General features: G+C 73.0%; 11 protein-coding genes. 5 read left to right on the plus strand and 6 right to left on the minus strand.

Annotated elements, in window-relative coordinates; translation table 11 throughout:
* Positions 1-682, minus strand: a 682-nt coding sequence (locus tag IEZ04_RS21955; RefSeq protein WP_189218664.1) for a maltotransferase domain-containing protein, incomplete at its 3' end; no start/stop codon positions are given.
* A gap of 210 nt (positions 683-892) precedes the next feature.
* Positions 893-2,095 carry a S8 family peptidase gene (locus IEZ04_RS21960; RefSeq protein WP_189218665.1) on the minus strand — a complete coding sequence of 401 codons (1,203 nt, stop codon included), beginning with the start codon at positions 2,093-2,095 and terminating at the stop codon, positions 893-895.
* Positions 2,096-2,438: 343 nt separating this feature from the next.
* On the opposite strand from IEZ04_RS21960, the gene IEZ04_RS21965 reads away from it, so the two are divergent.
* Positions 2,439-5,057, plus strand: a complete 2,619-nt coding sequence (locus IEZ04_RS21965) for a glycosyltransferase family 1 protein (RefSeq protein ID WP_189218666.1) — start codon at positions 2,439-2,441, stop codon at positions 5,055-5,057.
* Positions 5,058-5,164: 107 nt separating this feature from the next.
* On the opposite strand, the gene IEZ04_RS21970 is transcribed toward IEZ04_RS21965, so the two are convergent.
* On the minus strand, positions 5,165-5,773 hold the full coding sequence (locus IEZ04_RS21970; protein WP_189218667.1) for a DUF1990 domain-containing protein: 609 nt from the start codon (positions 5,771-5,773) through the stop codon (positions 5,165-5,167).
* Positions 5,774-5,895: 122 nt separating this feature from the next.
* On the opposite strand from IEZ04_RS21970, the gene IEZ04_RS21975 reads away from it, so the two are divergent.
* On the plus strand, positions 5,896-7,035 hold the full coding sequence (locus IEZ04_RS21975; RefSeq protein ID WP_189218668.1) for a terpene synthase family protein: 1,140 nt from the start codon (positions 5,896-5,898) through the stop codon (positions 7,033-7,035).
* 35 nt (positions 7,036-7,070) lie between these two features.
* On the opposite strand, the gene IEZ04_RS21980 is transcribed toward IEZ04_RS21975, so the two are convergent.
* The 3 genes from IEZ04_RS21980 to glgX form a co-directional block, all read right to left on the minus strand.
* Positions 7,071-8,960: an ABC transporter ATP-binding protein gene (locus tag IEZ04_RS21980; RefSeq protein ID WP_189218669.1), complete on the minus strand. Its 1,890-nt coding sequence runs from the start codon at positions 8,958-8,960 to the stop codon at positions 7,071-7,073.
* Positions 8,957-10,795 (minus strand): ABC transporter ATP-binding protein, encoded by a 1,839-nt coding sequence (locus IEZ04_RS21985; protein ID WP_189218670.1) that lies wholly within the window; start codon positions 10,793-10,795, stop codon positions 8,957-8,959. Before IEZ04_RS21985 ends, IEZ04_RS21980 begins: the two co-directional genes overlap by 4 nt.
* A gap of 115 nt (positions 10,796-10,910) precedes the next feature.
* A complete protein-coding gene (gene glgX, locus IEZ04_RS21990; protein ID WP_189218671.1) occupies positions 10,911-13,172 on the minus strand; it encodes a glycogen debranching protein GlgX in 2,262 nt (753 codons plus the stop codon).
* Positions 13,173-13,356: 184 nt separating this feature from the next.
* On the opposite strand from glgX, the gene IEZ04_RS21995 reads away from it, so the two are divergent.
* The 3 genes from IEZ04_RS21995 (at position 13,357) to IEZ04_RS22005 (ending at position 16,741) form a co-directional block, all read left to right on the plus strand.
* Complete coding sequence (locus tag IEZ04_RS21995) at positions 13,357-14,568, plus strand: L,D-transpeptidase (protein ID WP_189218672.1); 1,212 nt, start codon at positions 13,357-13,359, stop codon at positions 14,566-14,568.
* 79 nt (positions 14,569-14,647) lie between these two features.
* Positions 14,648-15,874: a L,D-transpeptidase gene (locus tag IEZ04_RS22000; RefSeq protein WP_189218673.1), complete on the plus strand. Its 1,227-nt coding sequence runs from the start codon at positions 14,648-14,650 to the stop codon at positions 15,872-15,874.
* Between the two features lie 99 nt (positions 15,875-15,973).
* The gene (locus IEZ04_RS22005) at positions 15,974-16,741 is read left to right on the plus strand and encodes an enoyl-CoA hydratase/isomerase family protein (protein WP_189218674.1); all 768 of its coding nucleotides are present in this window, start codon (positions 15,974-15,976) and stop codon (positions 16,739-16,741) included.
* Positions 16,742-16,961 lie beyond the last annotated feature (220 nt).

Below are 16,961 nucleotides of genomic sequence, written 5' to 3' on the forward strand. Positions count from 1 at the left end.
GCTCCACCACCAGCGGCAGCTCCGCCGAGGCGGTGACCAGCTCCCGCAGCGGATACCGGGCCAGCACCCCGTCCACCTCCGGCGCCAGCGCCGCCGCGAGCCGGGCCGCGACCGGGCGCTCCGTGTCCCGCAGTGCCTCCACCGCGGCCCGCAGGACCTTCCGCTCGCGCCCGCGCTTCGGCACCCCGTCGACGGCGCGCTGATGCAGCAGCGCGCCCTCCTCCAGGACGAGCTCCGTGTCGATCCCGGCGGGGATCTTGATCCGGGCGTGGTGCCGCCAGGTGGTGACCGGGTCGCCCCACGCCTCCACGCGGAAGGTCCACCGGCCCGCGTGCGGCAGCGAGACGGTGGCGCCCCAGCGGTCGGTGCCGGGCGCCAGCTCCCGCATCGGCGTCCACGGCCCCGTTCGCCCCTTGGCGTCCGTCAGGACCACGTTGGCCGCGACCGCGTCGTGCCCCTCCCGGAACACGGTCGCCGAGATCTCGAACTCCTCGCCCACCACCGCCTTCGCCGGACGGCGCCCTTGATGGACCGCCGGCCGGACGTCCAGTACAGGTATCCGGCCGATCAGTGGCAGGTCCGGCGCCGCGGCGGCGGGCGGGCCGGCACTCGCCCGGGGCACACGCGGCCCCGGGGTGGTGCTGGTCGTCGAAGGTACTGACGAGTGGTGCGTGGCGGGCATGACCGCTCCTGTCCGCGTCAATGTCGTAGGCGGAGGGGGTGTGAGGAGATGACACCAGGGGGCGTACCGGAGAAGCCTTCCCACCCTATGCGGATGGGCATTCCGGCACTTTGTTAACTACTCACGCGTATGTCTACACACAAGACCGGCCTCGTCCGTACGGACGAGACCGGTGTCGCCTACCCCGTTATACGCGGAAATCTCATGGTTTTACGGGCTGTTCACCTGAAGCAGCCGGTCGGGCGATCCGATGCCACGACCTGTCACCTTCCCCGAAACGGCGGCTTTCACCAGTGACCTGCTCACCTGGGCCGGTGTGTCGCCCGGATGGTGGGCCAGGTACAGCGCGGCGGCGCCCGCGACGTGCGGCGTCGCCATGGACGTGCCGTCGTGGGTGGCCCGGGCGGTGTCGTCGCTGTTCCACGCGGACGTGACCGACACGCCCGGCGCGAACACGTCCAGGGACCGCCCCCAGTTGGAGAAGGCGGCGCGCCGGTCCCCGTCGTCGGTGGCGCCGACCGTGATCGCCTCCTTGACACGGGCGGGTGAAGAGAGCCCGGCGGCGAGACCGTCGTTGCCGGCGGCCACTGCGTAGGTGACCCCGGACGCGATCGAGGTGCGTACGGCCGCGTCGAGCTGGGCGTTGGCGAAGCCGCCGAGGCTCAGGTTGGCCACGGCGGGCTTGTGCGCGTGCCGGGTCACCCAGTCGATGCCGGCGATGACCTGGGCGGTGGTGCCCGATCCCGCGTCGTCGAGCACGCGCACGCCGACGACCCGCGCCTTCTTGGCGACGCCGTACGTGGTGCCGGCGACGGTGCCCGCCACATGGGTGCCGTGTCCGTGGCCGTCCTGGGCCACGGCGTCGTTCTCGACGAAGTCCCAGCCGCTGCTCGCCCGGCCGCCGAAATCCTTGTGGGTGGTCCGGATGCCGGTGTCGATGACGTAGACGGTGACGCCCTCGCCCTCCGGCTCCGGCGCAGTGTAGCTCCGGTCCAGGGGCAGGGCCGGCTGGTCGATCCGGTCGAGACCCCACGAGGGCGGGTTCTGCTGGGTTCCGTCGTAGGCCACCCGGGTGTCCTGCACGACGGAGTCGACGCGGGAGTCCGCCGCGAGTTCCCGGGCCTGCCGCTCCCCGGTTTCCACGGAATAGCCGTTCAGTACGGAGCTGTAGGTATGGCCTATTTTCGCTCCGTATTCCTTGGCGATGCCCTGGCCGGCCGCCGAACGGGCCGTTGTTCCGCCCTTGAGCGTCACGATGTAACTACCGCTCACGGATCCGGGTTCGCCGGCGCCGAGTATCCGCCCCAGGGGCGCGGCGTACGCCGGCGGAGTGATGGCCGAAAGCGCCGCGGCCGTGACGAGCGCCGTCAGGCTCCCCGCCCAGCGTCGGCGCCGGTTTCCGGTCTTGGTCATATGGTGAGTTCCCCTCCTCAACTCGGCGCACCGATACCGCTTTTCACCGGACTCCGGTCAAAACGGCCGGTACGCCACTGGGCAGCCTCTCGTGCGCTGTGAGGCCCCACAAGGCCGCTTGGCGGGGCGGAATCGGCCATATCCCTGGTGAGAGCCCTGTGAAGGCTGCGGCGACATCAGGACGAATCGCGAACGGAAATCCGGCCGGACGGGAGTGCGGGACACGGATGCGCCGTGGTTGTTCGGGCGCTCACGCCGCTACGGTCGGGGGTGACGACGAAGGGGCGCCACAGCGGTGTGGGTCCCTCGGCCGCGCACGTCCTCCATGAAGGTGGAAGCTTAAGTGAAGGCGATTCGCAGGTTCACCGTACGACCCGTCCTCCCCGCAGCCCTTCACCCGCTCAGCGAGCTGGCGCGCAATCTGCGCTGGTCCTGGCACGCGGAGACCCGTGATCTCTTCCAGTCCGTCGATCCCGAGCGCTGGGCCGCGTCCGGCGGCGACCCCGTGCGGCTCCTCGGCAGCGTCCCCGCCGACCGTCTCGCGGAGCTCGCCGAGGACCGGCGGTTCCTGCGGCGCCTGGCCGCCGCCGCCGACGACCTGCGGGACTACGTGGGCGGGGACCGCTGGTACCAGGCCCAGCCCGGCGGCCTCCCCGCCGCCGTCGCGTACTTCTCGCCCGAGTTCGGCATCACCGCGGCGCTGCCGCAGTACTCCGGTGGTCTCGGCATCCTCGCCGGCGACCACCTGAAGGCGGCCAGCGACCTCGGTGTGCCGCTCATCGGCGTCGGCCTGCTCTACCGGCACGGTTACTTCCGCCAGTCGCTGTCGCGGGACGGCTGGCAGCAGGAGCACTACCCGGTCCTGGACCCCAACGAGCTGCCGCTGGTGCCGCTGCGGGAGACCGACGGCTCGCCCGCGCAGGTCTCCCTCGCGCTGCCCGGCGGGCACGGCATGCGGGCGCGGATCTGGCAGGCCCAGGTCGGCCGCGTCCCGCTGCTGCTGCTCGACTCGGACGTCGAGGAGAACGACCTCGGCGAACGGGGCGTCACCGACCGGCTGTACGGCGGCGGCAGCGAACACCGGCTGCTGCAGGAGATGCTGCTCGGCATAGGAGGTGTGCGGGCGGTCCGGACGTACTGCCGGCTCACCGGCCACCCGGAGCCCGAGGTCTTCCACACCAACGAGGGCCACGCCGGCTTCCTCGGCCTGGAGCGCATCGCCGAGCTGTGCGACCGGGGGCTGGACTTCGACGCGGGCCTGGAGGCGGTGCGGGCGGGCACGGTCTTCACCACCCACACGCCCGTCCCCGCCGGCATCGACCGCTTCGACCGCGAACTGGTCGCCCGCCACTTCGGCCCCGACGCGGAACTGCCCCGCATCGACGTCGAACGCATCCTCCGGCTCGGCCTGGAGACCTACCCCGGCGGCGAGCCCAACCTGTTCAACATGGCCGTGATGGGCCTCAGGCTCGGCCAGCGGGCGAACGGCGTCTCGCTGCTGCACGGCCAGGTCAGCCGGGAGATGTTCGCGGGACTGTGGCCGGGCTTCGACCCGGACGAGGTGCCGATCACCTCCGTCACCAACGGCGTCCACGCGCCCACCTGGGTGGCCCCCGAGGTGTTCCGCCTCGGCGCGCGGCAGATCGGCGTGCAGCGCACCGAGGACGCGCTGACGGTCGGCGGCTCGGAACGCTGGGACTCCGTCGCGGACATCCCCGACCAGGAGATCTGGGAGCTCAGGCGGTCCCTGCGCGAGCAGCTGGTGGACGAGGTGCGGCGGCGGCTGTACGCGTCGTGGCGGCAGCGCGGCGCGGGCACGGCGGAGCTCGGCTGGATCGACGGCGTGCTCGACCCGGACGTGCTGACCATCGGGTTCGCGCGCCGCGTCCCGTCGTACAAGCGGCTCACCCTGATGCTCCGCGACCGGGACCGGCTGATGGACCTGCTCCTCCACCCCGAGCGGCCGGTGCAGATCGTGGTGGCGGGCAAGGCCCACCCGGCGGACGACGGCGGCAAGCGGCTGGTGCAGGAGCTGGTCCGGTACGCGGACGACCCGCGCGTACGCCACCGGCTGGTCTTCCTGCCGGACTACGGCATGGCGATGGCCCAGAAGCTGTACCCCGGCTGCGACGTCTGGCTGAACAACCCGCTCCGGCCGCTGGAGGCGTGCGGGACCAGCGGGATGAAGGCGGCCCTCAACGGCTGCCTCAACCTGTCCGTGCTGGACGGCTGGTGGGAGGAATGGTTCCGGCCCGACTTCGGCTGGGCGATCCCCACGGCCGACGGCCAGGCGACGGACGAGGACCGCCGCGACGACCTGGAGGCCTCCGCCCTGTACGACCTGCTGGAGAAGCGGGTGGCGCCGCGCTTCTACGAGCGCGGGCCGGGCGGGCTGCCCGACCGCTGGATCGAGATGGTCCGCCAGACGCTGACCCACCTCGGCCCCAAGGTGCTGGCCGGCCGGATGGTCCGCGAGTACGTGGAGCGCCTGTACGCGCCCGCGGCCCGGTCCCACCGCGCGATGACCCCGGACGCGGCCCGGGACCTGGCGGAGTGGAAAACCCGGGTGCGCGGCGCCTGGCACGACGTCGCGGTCGACCACGTGGAGACCTCGGCGGTGACCACCACGGCGGAGCTCGGCACCACGCTGTCGCTGCGGGTGCTCGTCCGGCTCGGCGGGCTGGCCCCCGACGACGTCGAGGTGCAGGCGGTGTCGGGCCGGGTGGACGCGGAGGACCGCATCGCGGACGCGGAGTGCGTCCCGCTGAAGCCGACGGGCGGCCCGGACGCGGAGGGGCGGTACGTGTACGAGGGCCCGCTGTCCCTGGACCGCACCGGCCCGTTCGGGTACACCGTCCGCGTCCTGCCGGCCCACCCGCTGCTGGCGTCGGCGGCGGAACTCGGGCTGCTGGCGGTGCCGTCGGAGGAGACGGGCGAGGGAGGCGGAGTACTCATGCGCTGACGGGGAGCGCCCCCAAGGGCGCGGGGGACTGTGCGACCAGCCATGACGGACCCGCAGACAACCGACGAGGGGCGCGCCGCACAGGGGCGCGCCCCTCCGTCGGGGCGTCAGCCCTGGACGTCCGTGCACAGCCTGCGCAGCACCGCTCCGCACCGGCGTGCGTACGCGTGCTGCAGGCCCCGGGTCGCCGCGCCGCCCGCGCGGGCGTACCACTTGGCCGGGCGGCTGAACGCCGTCACCGTCAGCCAGACCGACCCGTCGCCCGTGCGGGCGACCACGAAGGACTCCTCGCCGCACTCGGGATGGCCCTGGAGGGTGCCGTACGCCCAGCCCCGGCGGCGGGGCTCGGCCAGTGTCCACACCACCCGGCACGGCGCCTTGATCAGACCGGCGAGCGTGACCGTGACGTCGACCCCGGGCGCGGCCCCGGGGGCGCCGGCCTCGAGCCCCACGCCGATCGCCCGGTGCAGCTCCCAGGTCAGCAGCGCGTCGGACGCGCGTGTGAAGACGTCCGTGCCCTCGCCGATGCGGGTGCGGACCTGGAGGGGGTGGAAACCGGGCGGGCAGTGACCGGACAGGGTCGCGCCCACGTGTTCGTAGGTGAAGGGGCCGTCGGGGAAGGGACCGTCCGGGGAGGAGGGGGAGGGGGAGGAGAGGGAGGGTGCGGAACCGGCTTCGAAGGGGCCGTGTGGGGGTCGGCCATCCGTGTGGGACATGGGACCGAAGCCTAGGGCGGCAGCCGGGGTTGTACGAGCGCCGGACAGGCGTGCGCCTCGGGTGCAAGGGGACCAAAGGGTACAGACGCACCGCATCGGCGTGGACGGAGGTACGCCCCGGGGTGACGAGCCGCGCCCACGCCCCGGGCGCCGCGTCGGCCGCCCTGCTGGTCACCGCCGCCGGAGTGCCACGCTCACGCTGTACCGGCACCGAGGCGAGCAGGGAGAGAACAATGATCACCCGGCCCATCCGTGAGACGGCACTGGCTTCCGGGACGCGCATCCGCATCGGCACCCTCCCGTACCCCGGACGGGCGAGACTGCACCCCGCCCACGCCGCGGTGACCGAGGCCGAGCACACCTGGCTCGCACACTCCGCCGCGTTCACCGGCGGACCGCGCAGGGAAACGTTCCTGGACCGGCGCGTCCCCCGCTGGGTGTGCTGGTGCCACCCCACCGCCGACCCCGCGTCGCTCGCGCCCGTCAGCCGGCTGCACACCCTGCTGTCCGCCTTCGCGGACCCCGCCGGGCCCGAATGGGAGACCCGCGACGACTTCCTGCGGATGCTCGACGGCACGGGCGACGACACCAGTCCGTACGCCACCGCGTACAAGGAGGCATGGGCCGAGCTGACCGGATCGATGAGCGCCGGGCTCCGCCGCCGGTACGCGCGCGCCCACCGGCGCCGGGCGGAGGCCCTCGTCATGGAGAGCTCGCTCCGGGCCGGCGGCCACACCGTCCACCCCGACGTGTGCTTCCCGCTGCGCCGCATCTCCACCGGCGGCGAGACGGTCATGGTGCCCCTGGAGCACGGCCTCGGCGTCGACCTGACCGACCTGACGGAACGGGACGCGGACCTGGCCGGGCTGTGGCGCGTCGCGGGCACGCACATGGTCCTTGTCGACGACCTGTTCTCGCTGCGCAGGGAACTGCTGACCGGCGACGGCCTGAACCTGCCGCTCTCCCTGATGCGGCACCAGGGGCTGACGGTGCAGGCCGCCGTCGACGTCCTGCTGCGCCGTGTCGCGGCCGCCGTCGACGAGTACACCCGCGTCTGCCGGACCCTGCGCGCCCGCCACCGGGACCACGAGCGGTACGGCGACCTGGACCGGTACCTGACGGCGGTGGGCCACCTGATCGCCGGGAACGTGGCCTGGCACTACGAGTCCCGCAGCCACCACGGCCCCGGCCACACCTGGGACGGCCGCCCGCCCGTGGAACTGGTCCTGCACCCGGACCGTACGGAGTTCGTGTACGAGTGACCCCGGGCCGGGTCGGCCGGGCCGGTGCGGCGGCTTCAGGCCAGGCTGTCCCGCCAGGCCCGGTGCAGGTCCGCGTACCGGCCGGTGCCCGCCGTGCCCGCGACGAGGTCGGCCGGAGAGCCGTCCTCCACGACGCGTCCGTGCTCCATCACGAGCACCCGGTCGGCCGTCTCCACGGTCGACAGGCGGTGGGCGATGACGACCGCCGTCCGTCCCTTGAGCACGGTCAGCATCGCGCGCTGCACGGCCCGTTCCCCGGGAATGTCCAGCGAGCTGGTCGCCTCGTCGAGGATGAGCACGGCCGGATCGGCCAGCAGCGCCCGCGCGAACGCCACCAGCTGCCGCTGCCCCGCGGAGATGCGCCCGCCCCGCTTGCGCACGTCGGTGTCGTAACCGTCGGGCAGCGCGCTGATGAACTCGTGCGCGCCGATCGCCTTCGACGCCTCCTCGATCTCCTCGCGGGTCGCGTCGGGGCGGCCGATGGCGATGTTCTCGGCGACCGTGCCCGAGAACAGGAACGACTCCTGGGTGACCATGACGACACCGCGCCGCAGCTCCGGCGTCGCGAGGTCGCGCAGGTCGACGCCGTCGAGCAGGACCCGACCCTCGGTGGGGTCGTAGAAGCGGGCGAGCAGCTTGGCGAGGGTGGACTTGCCCGCGCCCGTCGAGCCGACGACCGCGACCGTCTGCCCGGCCGGCAGGGTGAGGTCGAAGCGGGGCAGCACCTCGCCGCCGGTGCGGTAGGCGAACCGGACGCCGTCGAAGACGACCTCGCGGCCCGGCTGCCCGGACCGCGGGGCGGGCAGGCTCCGGGGTGCCTCGGGCTCCGGCACGGACGGGGTCTGGGCCAGCAGTCCGGCGATCTTCTCCAGCGAGGCCGCCGCCGACTGGTACGAGTTCAGGAACATGGCGAGCCGGTCGATCGGGTCGTACAGCCGGCGCAGGTACAGCACCGCGGCCGCCAGCACGCCGAGGGCCAGGCCGCCGTCGGCCACCCGGTAGGCGCCCCACAGCACGATGGCCGCGACCGCCGTGTTGGCGACCAGCCGGGAGCCGGCCACATAGCGGGCCATCTCCAGGATCGCGTCGCCGTTCCGGCGCTCGTGCCGGTGGTTCAGCGTGCCGAACTCCGCCTCGTTGGCGGCCTCGCGGCGGAAGGCGCGCACCGGGCGGATGCCGTTCATCGTCTCCACGAACTTCACGATGACGGCGGCGACGGCGGTCGAGCGCAGCCGGTACACCTTCACCGCGCGCCGCTGGTAGAGCCGTACCAGCAGGGAGAGCGGGACGAGGGAGGCCAGCGCGGCCGCGCCGAGGCCGAGGTCCAGCCAGAGCAGCATCGCCGTGATGTAGACGAACGACAGGACGACGGTGACGAGCTCCTGCAGCCCCTCGTCCAGCAGTTCGCGCAGGGACTCGACGTCGGTGGTGGAGCGGGAGATGAGCCGGCCCGAGGTGTAGCGCTCGTGGAAGTCGACGCTCAGCGCCTGGGCGTGCCGGAAGATCCGGCCGCGCAGGTCGAGGAGCACGTCCTGGCTGACCCGGCCGGCGACGCGGATGAACAGGTACTGGAGCGCGCCGGACGCCAGCGCGCACAGCAGGTAGCCGGCGGCGACCAGGGCCAGCGGGCCGAGGTCGTCCCGCCGCAGCGCGGGCACGGCGCTGTCGATGGCGTACGCGACGAGCAGCGGACCCGCCTGCACCGCCGCCTGCTGGAACAGCAGCAGGGTCGTGGTCAGGGCGACGCGGGCCTTCATCGGAACCAGCAGCGAGCGCAGCAGCGCGGCCGTGGCCCCCGGTGGTGTGGGCAGGACGTCCTGGTCGAAGTGGTCGCCGGTGCCGTGCGCGGCCGGGGTGACGTCCGGGGCGTCCTGGCCGGTGGCGGCCGGTGCCGGTGCCGGCGCCGGTGTCGTGGGCGTCGTCATCGGTGGGCCTCCTCCATGGCGCCGGTGCTCCCGAGGGCGGCGCCGGGCTCCTCGTCGCCGGTGCGGTCCGCGCCCGACATCAGCCAGGCGTACTCGGCGTTGGTGCGCAGCAGTTCGTGATGGGTGCCGACGGCGGCGATGCGGCCGCCGGAGAGCAGGGCGACGCGGTCGGCGAGCAGCACCGTGGACGGGCGGTGCGCCACGATCAGGGCGGTCGTCTCCGCGAGCACCCGCCGCAGGGCGGTCTCGACCAGCGCCTCGGTGTGCACGTCCAGGGCGGACAGCGGGTCGTCCAGGACGAGGAAGCGGGGGCGGCCGACGACCGCGCGGGCCAGTGCCAGCCGCTGCCGCTGACCGCCGGACAGGCTCAGTCCCTGCTCGCCGACCTGGGTGCCGGTGCCCTCGGGCAGGTCGTGCGCGAAGCCGGCCTGGGCGACGGCCAGCGCCCGGTCCAGCTCCGCCGGGCCCGCGTCGCCGTCGGCGCCCATCAGCACGTTCTCGCCGACGCTGGCGGAGAAGAGGGTCGGCTCCTCGAAGGCGACGGCCACCTTGGCGCGCAGCTCCGCGCGGGACATCGCCGTGATGTCCTCGCCGTCGAGCGTGATCCGGCCGGCGGTCACCTCGTGCAGCCGGGGGACGAGCGCGGTGAGCGTGGTCTTGCCGCTGCCGGTGGCGCCGACCAGGGCCATCGACTCGCCGTGGCGTATGTGCAGGTCGATGTGGTCGAGGACGTACGGCGCGTCCTCGTCGGCGTCGGGGTGGCGGAACCGTACGGCGTGGAAGCGCAGCCCGTCGTCCTCGTGGCCCGGGGCGGTGGAGGTGCCGGCCGTGACCGTCTCCGACTCCGGCTCCGCGTCCATCACCTCGAAGTAACGTTCCGTCGCGGTCGCCGCCTCCTGCGTCATCGCGAGCAGGAACCCGATGGAGTCCACGGGCCAGCGCAGGGCGAGGGCCGTGGACAGGAAGGCCACCAGCGTGCCCGCCGACAGGTCGCCGTCGGCCACCTGCACGGTGCCGACCACGAGGGCCGCGCCGATGGCGAGTTCGGGCAGTGTCGTCATCACGGCCCAGATCGACGCGAGCAGCCGCGCCTTGTGCAGTTCGGTCCCGCGCAGGGTCCGGACCATCTGCCGGAAGGCCCGCGCCTGGCTGCGGTGCCGTCCGAAGCCCTTGATGATCCGGATGCCGAGGACGTTCTCCTCGACGACCGTCGTCAGATCGCCCACCTGGTCCTGCGCGCGCCGCGCGACGAGGGCGTACCGCCGCTCGAAGACGACACAGGTGATGATCACGGGGACGGCCGGGCCCAGGATCACCAGGCCGAGCATCCAGTCCTGGAGCAGCATGATGATCACGCCCACGATGATCGTCACGCCGTTGACCAGCAGGAACGTCAGAGGGAAGGCGAGGAACAGACGCATCAGCATCAGGTCGGTGGTGGCCCGCGACAGCAGCTGTCCCGACGCCCAGCGGTCGTGGAAGGCCACCGGGACGCGCTGCAGGTGCCCGTACAGGTCCGCCCGCATCCGGGCCTCCACGCCGGCCAGCGGCCGCGCCACCAGCCACCGCCGCAGCCCGAACAGTCCCGCCTCGGCGAGTCCGAGCAGCAGCAGGTACAGCGCCCCGAGCCACACGCCCTGCGGGTCGCGCCCGGCGACCGGCCCGTCCACCAGCCATTTGAGGACGAGCGGGATCACCAGCCCGATGCAGGAGGCGAGCACCGCCACGACGGCGGCGACGAGGAGCCTGGTGCGCACCGGCCGCACGTACGGCCACAGGCGCAGCAGGATGCGAACGGTGGAGCGGTCGTCGGCGAGTGCGGGTGTCGTGGACATCACGGGGGAGCCTACGGACCGGCACCGGCACTGCCCACCGGGTTTTCGGTGCGGGGGCGTCGACGCGCCGGCCTCGGCACACCGGCCTCGGCACACCGGCCTCGACGCGTCGGTCTCAACGCGCCCGCAACAGCAGCACGGTCCGTCCCGGCACGGTGACCGCCGTCCCGGCCCGGTGCACCTCCTCCGGCGCCTCCCGCTGCTCCTCGTACGAGGTGTCGACCACCACCTCGTACTCCCCGGCCCAGGGCGCCCCGGGCAGCACGAACCGCACCGGCCGCTCCCCGGCGTGCAGGACGGCCAGGAAGCTGTCGTCCAGCACCTCCTCGCCCCGCTCGTTCCGCCCGGGTATGTCGCGGCCGGAGAGGTACATGCCCACGGTGGCGGCGGGCGCGTACCAGTCCCCTTCCGTCATCTCCTCGCCCCGCGCCGTGAACCACGCCAGGTCCCGCAGCCCGTCCGCGGAGTGCGGCCGGCCGGAGAAGAACGCGCGCCGGCGCAGCACCGGATGCGCGTGGCGCAGCGCGATCAGCCGGGCCGTCAGGTCGTACAGCGCCCGCCAGCCCGGGTCGTCGAGCAGTGACCAGTCCACCCAGCCGGTCTCGTTGTCCTGGCAGTACGCGTTGTTGTTGCCGCCCTGGGTGCGGCCCATCTCGTCGCCCGCGACCAGCATCGGCACGCCCGTCGACAGCAGCAGGGTCGTCAGCAGGTTCCGCAGCTGACGGCGCCGCAGCGCGGTGATGTGCGGGTCGTCGGTCCCGCCCTCGGCGCCGCAGTTCCAGGAGCGGTTGTCGTTCGTGCCGTCCCGGTTGCCCTCGCCGTTCGCCTCGTTGTGCTTGCGCTCGTAGGACACCAGGTCGCGCAGGGTGAAGCCGTCGTGCGCGGTGACGAAGTTGACCGACGCGTAGGGGCGCCGCCCGCCCCACGCGTACAGGTCGCTCGACCCCGACAGCCGGTACCCCATCTCCCGTACGTCCGGCAGCGCGCCGCGCCAGAAGTCCCGCACGGTGTCGCGGTAGCGGTCGTTCCACTCCGTCCACAGCGGCGGGAAGGCGCCCACCTGGTAGCCGCCCGAGCCCACGTCCCAGGGCTCCGCGATCAGCTTCACCCGGCGCAGCACCGGGTCCTGCGCGATCACCGCGAGGAACGGGGAGAGCATGTCGACGTCGTGCATGGAACGGGCCAGCGCGGCGGCCAGGTCGAAACGGAAGCCGTCCACGCCCATCTCCGTCACCCAGTACCGGAGCGAGTCCGTGATCAGGCGCAGCACGTGCGGCTGCACCACGTGCAGGGTGTTGCCGCAGCCCGTGTAGTCCGCGTACCGGCGGGGGTCCTCCTGGAGGCGGTAGTAGCCGCGGTTGTCGATGCCGCGCAGGGACAGCGTCGGCCCGAGCTCGCCCGCCTCCGCGGTGTGGTTGTAGACCACGTCGAGGATGACCTCGATGCCGGCCGCGTGCAGCGCCCGCACCATCCGGCGGAACTCGCCGACCTGCTGTCCGGCGGTCCCCGAGGCCGCGTACGCCGCGTGCGGGGCGAAGTAGCCGATCGAGTTGTAGCCCCAGTGGTTGCGCAGGCCCCGCCGCAGCAGGTGGTCCTCGTGGGCGAACTGGTGCACCGGGAGCAGCTCGACGGCCGTCACGCCCAGCCGCGTCAGGTGCTCGACCGCCGCCGGGTGCGCGAGACCGGCGTACGTGCCGCGCAGCTCCTCGGGGACACCCGGGTGCAGCTTCGTGAAGCCGCGCACGTGCAGCTCGTATATCACCGAGTCGGCCCACGGCGTCTTCGGGCGCCGGTCGTCGGTCCACTCGTCGTCGGGTGCGTCGTCGTGGACGACGACGCCCTTGGGGAGATACGGCGCCGAGTCGCGTTCGTCGCGCACCGTGTCCGCCACGTGCTGCTCGGGCCAGTCCCGCACGTGCCCGTACACCTCGGGCGGCAGGGCGAACTCCCCGTCCACCGCGCGCGCGTACGGGTCGAGGAGGAGCTTCGCCGGGTTCCAGCGGGCGCCGGTCCACGGGTCCCAGCGGCCGTGCACGCGGTAGCCGTACCGCTGCCCGGGCAGCACCCCGGGCACGAAGCCGTGCCAGATCTGGTGCGTCTGCTCGGCCAGGGGCAGCCGCCGCTCCGCGCCGTCGGCGGTGAACAGGCACAGCTCCACCGCCTGCGCACCGCCCGCCCACAGCGCGAAGTTGGTGCCCGCGACCCCGTCCGCGCTCACCCGGAACCGCGCTCCGAGCGGTGTGGGCGTGCCCGGCAGGACGGGCACCGGTGCCGCGGGGGCCGCCGTGCGCCGGCCCCCGTTCGACGCGGCGGCCGCGGCCGCCGCCTGCCGGGCTGCCTCCTGCCGGACTGCCTCCTGCTCGGGCGGGCTCGACATCTGACGGCCTCCTGCGGCTCAGCGGCAGACACGAAGGTGCGGGCACACGCGGCGGCGTAGCGGCGCGTCCCCCGCGGCTCGTGCGCGGACGCGGCCCGCCGTCGTGTCGTCCTCCCCAGTGTTCTGCCCAGGGCGTGGCTCGCACTCACGTTTCCCGGGAGCACACACCGTCGTTGGGCCGCACGTGAAGCATCTGCACACGCGCGCGGGGCGCGCCGGGGCCGTGCTGGCGGCCGTACTGACATGGGCGGGACTCCTGGCCGCCGGCTGTGTGCCGGACGGGCCCGCCGGCGGGCCCGGGGACGTCATCCGTGTCACACCGCGGGACCGCAGTGCGGGCGTCCGCGCCGACGCGCGCTTCGAGGTTCGGGTGCCGGAGGGCCGGCTGGAGTCCGTGAAGGTCGTCAAGGACCAGGACGCGCAGGAGACCCCCGTCCCGGGCAGCCTGTCCCGCGACGGCACGGCCTGGCGGCCCGCCGGGTCCGGACGGCTGGCGCTCGCCGCCCGGTACACCGTGGACGCCGTCGCCCTCGACGCGCACGGCCGCCGCTCGGCGCGGCACACCACCTTCACGACGTACGTGCCCGACAAGCGCTTCGTCGCCTACGCCGTGCCGGAACACCGGTCCACCGTCGGCACCGGAATGATCGTCTCCCTGGAGTTCAGCCGGGACATCACCGACCGGGCGGCCGTCGAGCGGGCCGTCCGGGTCACCGCCCGGCCCGCCGTGGACGTCCGGCCCCACTGGTTCGGCGCGAGACGCCTGGACTTCCGGCCCGAGCGCTACTGGGAACCGGGCACCCGGGTCACCGTCGGCCTGCGGCTGCGCGACGTCGAGGGCGCGCCCGGCGTGTACGGACTGCAGCACAGGACGGTCTCGTTCACCGTCGGACGCCACCAGACCAGCGTCGTCGACGCGGCGGCCCACACCATGCGGGTGCGCCGCGGCGACGCGCTCCTCGCCACCCTGCCCATCACGGCCGGGGCGCCGAGGACCACCACGTACAACGGGAGGATGGTGGTCACCGAGATGCTCGAGATGACCCGGATGAACGGTGCCACGGTCGGCTTCAAGCGGGCCGACGGCAAGGGCGAGTACGACATCCCGGACGTCCCGCACGCCATGCGGCTCACCGCCTCCGGCACCTTCCTGCACGGCAACTACTGGGCGCCGGACGCGTTCGGCAACACCAATGTCAGCCATGGCTGTGTCGGCCTGCTCGACGTGAAGGGGGGCAGTTCCGGCACCCCGGCGGGCTGGTTCTTCGACCGCAGCCTCGTCGGGGACGTGGTCGAAGTCGTCAACAGCAATGACAAAAAGGTCGCTCCAGACAACGGGCTCGGAGGGTGGAACATGGGATGGAAGCAGTGGAAAGCGGGCGGCGCCCTGACGTAGCCCGATATAACGCCGCATCAACGGTAGGGATCAGGGGGCGGTACGTGCCGGGCCGGGCCGTGCGAGGGGAGACGCGAACGTGAACGGGCGACCGATAGCGGGGGCGTCGGTTGACGCCCGGAAACCGGGGGACCGGGCGGCACCGGCACGCGGGGGGAGGCGTCGCGGGGTCCTGGCGCTGCTGCTGGGCGTCCTGCTGCTCGCGGCGACCGCGTGCTCCGGGGACGACGACAAGGGCGGCGACGAGACCTCCAGGGCCGTCGTGACGATAGCCCCGAAGAACGGCGCCGACGGCGTGAACACCACCGGCGCCCTGAAGATCTCCGCGGCCGAGGGCAGGCTGACCGAGGTGCGGGTACGGGACGCCGGGGGAACCGAGGTGAAGGGCCGGGTCACGGGCGAGGGCGCCGCCTGGACGCCGTCCGGTCACCTCAAGTCGGCCACCGAGTACAGCGTCCAGGCCGTGGCGGAGGACGCCGACGGCCGCCGGGCCACCGCGAGGTCCACGTTCACCACCCTCACCCCGAAGAAGACCTTCGAGACCACCTTCACCCCCGAGGACGGTTCCACGGTCGGCGTGGGCATGCCGTTCTCGCTGCGCTTCGACAGCGCCATCAGCGATCCCGCGAAGGTGGAGAGGGCGATCACGGTACAGACCCGGCCGGCGGTCGAGGTCGCGGGCCACTGGTTCGGCGACGACCGCATCGACTTCCGCCCCGAGCGTTACTGGAAGCCCGGGACCAAGGTGACCGTCGGCCTGGACTTCGACGGCCTGGAGGGCCGGCCCGGTGTCTACGGGACGCAGACCGAGCGGGTCTCCTTCACGATAGGCCGCAGCCAGATATCCACCGTCGACGCCGGCACCAAGGAGATGGTCGTCGAGCGCGACGGCAAGGTCCTCAGGACCCTCCCCGTCACCACGGGCGCACCGGGCTACGAGACCTGGAACGGGCAGATGGTCGTCAGCGAGCGCTACAAGGTGACCCGGATGAACGGCGCCACGGTCGGCTACGCCGGCGAGTACGACATACCGGACGTCCCGCACGCCATGCGCCTGACCACCTCCGGCACCTTCATCCACGGCAACTACTGGAGCGGCGCCTTCGGCTACTACAACGCCAGTCACGGCTGCATAGGCCTGCGCGACGTGCGGGGCGGCTACGACAGCACGACCGCGGCCGCCTGGTTCTACGACAACTCGATGATCGGCGACGTGGTGATCGTGCGGAACTCCGACGACGCGACCGTCGCCCCCGACAACGGGCTCAACGGCTGGAACATGCCGTGGGAGAAGTGGAAGGCGTGACCGGCGCGGCTCCCGGCACGGCTCCCGGCGCGGTTCCGGTGCGCCGCTGTGACGCGACGCACCGGGGCCGTTGTCGTTAGTGACCGTTAACCTGCCCCCATGACTGTGCATCTCGAAGTCGCCGAAGGCGTCGGCACCCTCCGTCTCGACCGGCCGCCGATGAACGCTCTGGACATCGCCACCCAGGACCGTCTCAGGGAACTCGCCGAGGAGGCCGCGCGCCGCGACGACGTGCGCGCGGTCGTGCTCCACGGCGGCGAGAAGGTGTTCGCGGCCGGCGCGGACATCAAGGAGATGCGGGCCATGGACCACGCGGCGATGGTCGGGCGCTCCCGGGCGTTGCAGGACTCCTTCAGCGCCGTGGCCCGTATCCCCAAGCCGGTCGTCGCCGCCGTCAACGGGTACGCGCTGGGCGGCGGCTGCGAACTGGCGCTGTGCGCCGACTACCGCATCGCCGCAGAGGACGCCGGACTCGGGCAGCCGGAGATCAAGCTGGGCCTGATCCCGGGCGCGGGCGGCACCCAGCGGCTGGCGCGGCTGATCGGCCCGTCGAAGGCCAAGGACCTCGTCTTCACGGGGCGCGTCGTCGGCGCCGCCGAGGCGCTCGCCCTCGGCCTGGTCGACCGGGTGGTCCCCGCCGGGGAGGTGTACGCGCAGGCCCACGCATGGGCGGCCGAGCTGGCACGGGGGCCCGCGATCGCCCTGCGCGCGGCCAAGGAGGCGATCGACGCCGGGCTGGGGACCGATCTCGAGACCGGACTCACGATCGAACGCAACCTCTTCGCGGGCCTGTTCGCCACGGAGGACCGCGAGCGCGGGATGCGCAGCTTCGTGGAGGAGGGCCCGGGCAAGGCGAAGTTCGTCTGAGAGCACCGTCGGACTTCCGCGCGCAAGACCGTACGGGGCGGGCGGCGTCACTCTCCGGCCGGATCCCGCGGGCCCAGGATTGACGCCATGCCTTGCCCGGCTCCCCCGAAAGAGGGGTTTGGGCGAACCTTAAGCCAGCCTTAAGTCCGCAACGCGCCATGTGCTTGCCGTTCACCGGAAGGTCCGGAATCGCCGCAGTTCACCGATGCTTTTATGGGAT

The sequence above is a fragment of the Streptomyces ruber genome, assembly GCF_014648075.1.
GTDB classification, from domain to species: Bacteria; Actinomycetota; Actinomycetes; order Streptomycetales; family Streptomycetaceae; genus Streptomyces; species Streptomyces ruber.

Excerpts from the sequence above, each read along its gene's own strand:
- IEZ04_RS22005 (WP_189218674.1), top strand. The coding sequence starts at position 15,974 with ATGACTGTGCATCTCGAAGTCGCCGAAGGCGTCGGCACCCTCCGTCTC.
- IEZ04_RS21980 (WP_189218669.1), bottom strand. The coding sequence starts at position 8,960 with ATGACGACGCCCACGACACCGGCGCCGGCACCGGCACCGGCCGCCACC.
- glgX (WP_189218671.1), bottom strand. The coding sequence starts at position 13,172 with ATGTCGAGCCCGCCCGAGCAGGAGGCAGTCCGGCAGGAGGCAGCCCGG.
- IEZ04_RS21985 (WP_189218670.1), bottom strand. The coding sequence starts at position 10,795 with ATGTCCACGACACCCGCACTCGCCGACGACCGCTCCACCGTTCGCATC.
- IEZ04_RS21960 (WP_189218665.1), bottom strand. The coding sequence starts at position 2,095 with ATGACCAAGACCGGAAACCGGCGCCGACGCTGGGCGGGGAGCCTGACG.
- IEZ04_RS21970 (WP_189218667.1), bottom strand. The coding sequence starts at position 5,773 with ATGTCCCACACGGATGGCCGACCCCCACACGGCCCCTTCGAAGCCGGT.